Genomic DNA, 5,046 nt, shown 5'->3' on the forward strand with positions numbered 1-5,046 from the left:
CGGAGTCGCGCGCGGGGGTGGCGGGCGGGGTCTTCTCGGTCAGTCGTGAAATTTCAGGGCTTTTCGGGATCGCTGCCATCGGGGTGATCGTGCACGCGTCCGGGAGCTTCGCCGCCGGATACGCGGCCGGGCTGCTGGTGGCGGCCGGGCTGGTGCTGGTCGGGGCCCTCGTCAGCCTGGCGACGCTGCCGTGAGGGCCGGTGGCGGGAGCGCGGTGCCGGAGGTGGCGGCCGGATGAGGGTGGCGGTGCTGGGGTTCGGGTCCCGGGGGGACGTGCAGCCGTGCGCGGGGCTGGCGCTGGAGCTGGCCCGGCGGGGCCACGGCGTCACGCTGGTCGCCGCCGGGCGGTACGCCGCGCTGGCGGGCGCGGGCGTGGGGTTCGCGCCGCTCGGCGTGGACCCGGTGGCCATCCTGGAGAGCGACGAGGGGCAGGACTGGCTGCGGAGCGGGCCCCTGGGGTTCGTACGCGGCTTCCGGACGGTCGTGGAACCGCTGGCCGCCAAGCTGGTCGCCGAGGTGGACACCGCCTGCTCCACGGCGGACCTGGTCCTCGCCCCCGCGCTGGGCGCGTTCGGCCGGCACCTGCACGATCGGTACGGGATGCCGTACCGGATCCTGCATTTCCAGCCCGGCGAGCCGACCGGCGAGTTCCCCAACCCGCTGGTGCCGCTCGCGACGCTGGGCCGGCTGGGGAACCGGGCCAGCTACGCCCTGGTGGAGCGGGCCGCCTGGATGATGCTCGGGCGAATGGTGAACCGGCTGCGTTCGAGCGTCCTGGGGCTCGGGCCGATGCGGGGCAGCCCGTTCGCGGCGGATCGGCGGGCCGGGGTGCCGGTGCTGTGCGGGGTCAGCCCCCTGGTGGTGCCCAGGCCCGTGGACTGGGGCGAGCACGTCCATCTCACCGGCTACTGGCGGCTGGCCGGGAGCGGCGGGCTGGGAGAGCTGCGGGACTTCCTCGACAGCGGGCCGGCGCCGGTGTTCGTCGGGTTCGGGAGCATGGTGCCGAGTGAGCCCGTGCGGGTCGCCGAGGAGGTGGTCGCCGGGCTGCGCGGGGCGCGGATGCGCGGGATCGTGCAGGGGCTGCCCGTGGCGGCGTCCGACGAGATCCGGGTGGTGGGGGAGGTGGCGCACGACGTGCTGTTCCCCCGGATGGCGGCCGTCGTGCACCACGGCGGCGCGGGGACCACGGGGACGGGGCTGGCGGCGGGGGTGCCGAATGTGGTGTGCCCGTTCTTCTCCGACCAGCCGTTCTGGGGGCGCAGGGTGGCCGCGCTCGGGGCGGGGCCGCCGCCGTTGCCGATCAAGGGGTTCAGCAGGGACGCACTGGCCGCTCGGCTGCTCGCCGTACGCAAATATCGCGAAAAATCAGCTCAACTGGGGCGGCTACTCCGCGTCGAGGACGGCGTGAAGAAGGCGGTGGATCTGATTGAACGTTGTTGATCGTCCAGATATGGTGCATATGCCCACGATCACCCCCTGGAAGTAAGGCGCCATGCGACTGCGACTGAGGCAGATCTTCGTCATCGGACTCGCCCTCTCACTCCTGGGCATAGGCGTTCCGGCGTGGTCGGAGGACGATCCGCGCAGCTGTAACGACCTGATGGGCGCCGACACCCCGGCGTACGTGGTCTGCAGATGGATGGCCACCCCCGAAGAGGCCGCGGACATCGCGAAGTTCTGGCTCGACAACGACGGCCAGAACATGATCGACGCCGGCCCCATGAACCCCATCACCATCGACTGCACCGAGCCCGGCTCCGTGTGCCCCACCGACTCCGAGGGCGACGGCGAGATGCACGACGTCGGCTCTCCCGACGTCGAGGGCGCCGAGGACGGCGGCACGCCCGAGTGCCAGAACGGCGAGCAGTGCTTCGTCGACCCCAACGGGCTCAGCGCCGCCGAGAAGGCCTCCGCCCAGGAGACCCCGGCGGGCCAGGCCGCGAAGGCCGTCGTCGAGACCAAGACGAACATGCGCGTCTGGATCGAGACGGAGCTGGCCGACGACTACAAGGCGGGCAAGCTCGCCGAGGCCGTCAAGAAGGTCGCCGCGCTCGCCACGCAGCAGGGCGTCGTCGGCATCAGGTTCACCTCGCAGCTCGGCTACAACCAGACGTTCACCACCGCCGAGGAGATGGACAAGTTCGTCGCCGAGACCGCGGCCGCGCTGCGCAGCCTGGCCCCGGGCAAGAAGCTGGCAGCGCACACGGTGGTGCCGGTGTTCGGCTGCGGCGCCAACGACGCCTGCAAGGCCGAGATCACGAAGAAGTACCCGCTGCTCGACCCCGACCGCATCGGCGCCTGGCTCTCCGCCGGCCTGATCGACCAGCTCGCGCTCGACAGCGGCCACCTCGGCACCGAGTACGCCACCTGGAAGATCGACGCCGCCGAGGCCCAGCGCAACCAGTGGATCCAGGTCCGCGCCCGCGCCTGGGACGCCTACGCCCAGATCGCCGCCGAGGACGCCTCCTTCGCCTCCACGGGGGCCGCCCAGCTCACCGAGGAGCAGGCCACCAAGGCCATCACCGAGCGCGTCGCTGCCCCGCTCCAGGACGACGCCGCCGAGACGGTCACCCTGTGGACCCGCTGGCAGAACGACCAGGGCCAGGTCAGCCGCGTGTACGGCGAGAAGTGGGCCGCGAACGTGACCTGGGACCAGCTCAAGAAGCTCAGCACGGTCCGCCCCCGCCTGGCCACCATCTACGACCCGGCCAGCCCCGAGGTCGACGTGGCCACCGACCTGAAGAACCTCTCCGAGGTCTTCGGCCAGGTGTACGTGCACGCGGCCTGATCCGCGTTCCGAAGCCCCGCCGAAGCCTCACCGAAGCCCCCGCCCGTCGCGCGACAGCCGATAGGCGGGGGCTATCGCGTTCTGCCTGGCGACGCGGAGATGTCCGGTTTCACGGGATCAGTGGCTTCGTCGTTAGGGTCCTGTGGCTCTCCTCCGCAGGCCGTTGCCCGGCCCGGCGGACGCGTGAGAGTTTCATAGCTCACGGGAAGAGGCCACCGGTCGGTGATGACTGCGCTACCACCGGTGACCTGGGGGATCACATTTCTGAAGGGGGCTTCGCCATGGCGGAAAACTTCGCCGAGCTGCCACAATCCGCATCTGTCCGGTTGATCGACTTCGAGGAGGCTCGGGTCGTACCGGGGATCGTGCCCAACTCGTTCATCCTGATCGTCAGCGGCACCCAGCCGTACCTGAACATGAAGGTCTCGCTGTCTCCGCTGGTCTACATCAAGCAGCCCGAATACTGGGGGATCGAGGTCGTCGGCTCGCTGCCGGGCATCGGGCTGCCCGCCACGGCCCCCTACACGGTGTCGCTGCCGCTCGACGGCATCCTCGGCACCAAGGGGATCGAGGTCATCGGGGCGAACAACCGCAAGACGTTCGACGTCCCGTAAATCCGTCAACAAGGAACCGCCCGGTCAGGAGCCCGCTCGTCGTGCGGCGCGTCCTGACCGGCGGGGGCGCGCCGGGCGCGGGTCCTAGCCGGTCCTGAGCCCGAGCGCCTTTACGATCATGGGATAGGACCTCTTGAACTCGCGCGTCCAGTACGGCCAGGTGTGCGTGCCGTTCCCGTACAGGTGCAGGGTGTGCCGGATGCCGAGCTTCTTCAGCCGGGCGCTCAGGGCCTTGCCGGTGTAGGCCGAGAGCGGCTCGCCCAGATGCGCCGGGTGCCAGGGGGAGCCGGGCGGGTCGAGCGGGCCGTTGAAGCTGTTGGTGCCGCTGGAGAGGTAGAGGCTGACGCCCCTGAGATTCGGGGCGAGGACCATCGGGTCGTTGGCGGCCCAGACCTTCTTGTTCCGCTGCGGGTGCCCCCATAGGGCCAGCGGATCCTGTTTCTCGCTGGACTGGGCGTTCATGATGATCGCCGGGATGCCGGGGAGCTCGGTGGCCATGATGCCGCTGTACGCGCCGGCGAAGCGGAACATGCCGGGGTAGCGGGCGGCGTACTTGATCGCGCCGTACGCGCCCATCGACAGGCCCGCGATCGCGCGCCTGGTCCCCGCGCGGTAGCCGACCTCCAGCAGGCGGCGCACCTCGTAGGTGTGGAACGTGGCCCACGCGGGGGTGCCGCCCTTGCCGCCGTTGTACCAGTCCGAGTAGTTGCCCGCCCGGCCCGCCTCCGGCATGACGACGATGGCGTCCAGGTTCGCGGTGTAGGCGGCGACGTCGGTCATGCGGGTCCACGACGTGTAGTCGTCCGCGCCGCCGTGCAGCAGGTACAGCACCGGCCAGGTCCGCTTCGCGCTCTTCGACCAGCCTCGGGGGAGCAGCAGGCGTACCGGCGTCATCCGGCCGATCGACGGTGAGGAGATGAGGACGTCCAGCGTGCGCGCGTCCAGGCGGCGCTCCCGCACCACGCGGGCGGTGCCGGGCAGCGCGGGCTGCCCGGGGGCGTAGCCGGACGGCTGGGTGGGCTGGGGCGTGGGCGTGGCCGGCTGCTCGCCGCCGCCGTCGGGGACGAACGACCAGCCGGGGTCGGCGGCGCTCGTGCCGAGTTCGGTGGCGCGGGCGGGTGCGGCGCTCGTGCCGAGGAGGAGCAGCGTCGCCGCCAGTGCCGGCAGGCCAGGCCGTCGCATGGTGATCCCCTTCGCCGTGAGTGCAGGCGAGGTTAGGGCCTGCGGCGCCGGTCGAGCTATGACCGCAGGCAACGAAATGCAGCCCGTTGTTGCGCCATGACGGATAAATCAACGGATTGTCACTCGCGTGACAAATCGGACCGGAGGAATGTTCCGTTCGCGTCTGCCTCTCCTCTGGGCCGATGGGTATGTTGGCCGATCACCCCGGCTGCATGGGAGTGTTCCGTGGACGTACCCGGCGAAGATGAGATCCGCCGCTTCCTCGTCGAGCGGCTCGGCGAGCACGTGGATCCCGATCGGCCGCTGGAGGAGTACGGGCTGTCGTCGCGAGAGGCGGTGGCGATCGCGGGCGAGCTGGCCGAGCTGGTCGGCCGCGAGCTGAGCCCGACGCTCGTGTGGGAGCACCCGACGATCGCGCGCCTGGCCCGCGCGCTGTCCGCGCCCCTCCCTCCTCCGGTACGC

At 70.9% G+C, this 5,046-nt stretch carries 5 protein-coding genes and 1 pseudogene; 5 read left to right on the forward strand and 1 reads right to left on the reverse strand.

Features of this window, described 5'->3' with window-relative positions; all coding sequences use genetic code 11:
• From ETD85_RS59955 to ETD85_RS59970, 4 genes and pseudogenes are all read left to right on the forward strand, one after another.
• A pseudogene (locus ETD85_RS59955) lies at window positions 1-194 on the forward strand (MFS transporter); the annotation flags it as partial.
• Window positions 195-234: 40 nt separating this feature from the next.
• Window positions 235-1,440: a glycosyltransferase gene (locus tag ETD85_RS59960; RefSeq protein ID WP_138698707.1), complete on the forward strand. Its 1,206-nt coding sequence runs from the start codon at window positions 235-237 to the stop codon at window positions 1,438-1,440.
• Between the two features lie 52 nt (window positions 1,441-1,492).
• On the forward strand, window positions 1,493-2,788 hold the full coding sequence (locus ETD85_RS59965; protein ID WP_138698708.1) for a hypothetical protein: 1,296 nt from the start codon (window positions 1,493-1,495) through the stop codon (window positions 2,786-2,788).
• Between the two features lie 281 nt (window positions 2,789-3,069).
• Window positions 3,070-3,402, forward strand: coding sequence for a hypothetical protein (locus ETD85_RS59970; RefSeq protein ID WP_138698709.1), 333 nt, complete (start codon window positions 3,070-3,072; stop codon window positions 3,400-3,402).
• 84 nt (window positions 3,403-3,486) lie between these two features.
• Here ETD85_RS59970 and ETD85_RS59975 read toward each other — a convergent pair whose 3' ends face one another.
• Complete coding sequence (locus ETD85_RS59975) at window positions 3,487-4,584, reverse strand: alpha/beta hydrolase (protein WP_138698710.1); 1,098 nt, start codon at window positions 4,582-4,584, stop codon at window positions 3,487-3,489.
• Between the two features lie 225 nt (window positions 4,585-4,809).
• Here ETD85_RS59975 and ETD85_RS64175 point away from each other — a divergent pair.
• On the forward strand, window positions 4,810-5,046 hold a 237-nt coding region (locus tag ETD85_RS64175), incomplete at its 3' end, for an acyl carrier protein (RefSeq protein ID WP_170247459.1).

It is taken from the genome of Nonomuraea zeae, from assembly GCF_005889725.1.
Lineage (GTDB): Bacteria > Actinomycetota > Actinomycetes > Streptosporangiales > Streptosporangiaceae > Nonomuraea > Nonomuraea zeae.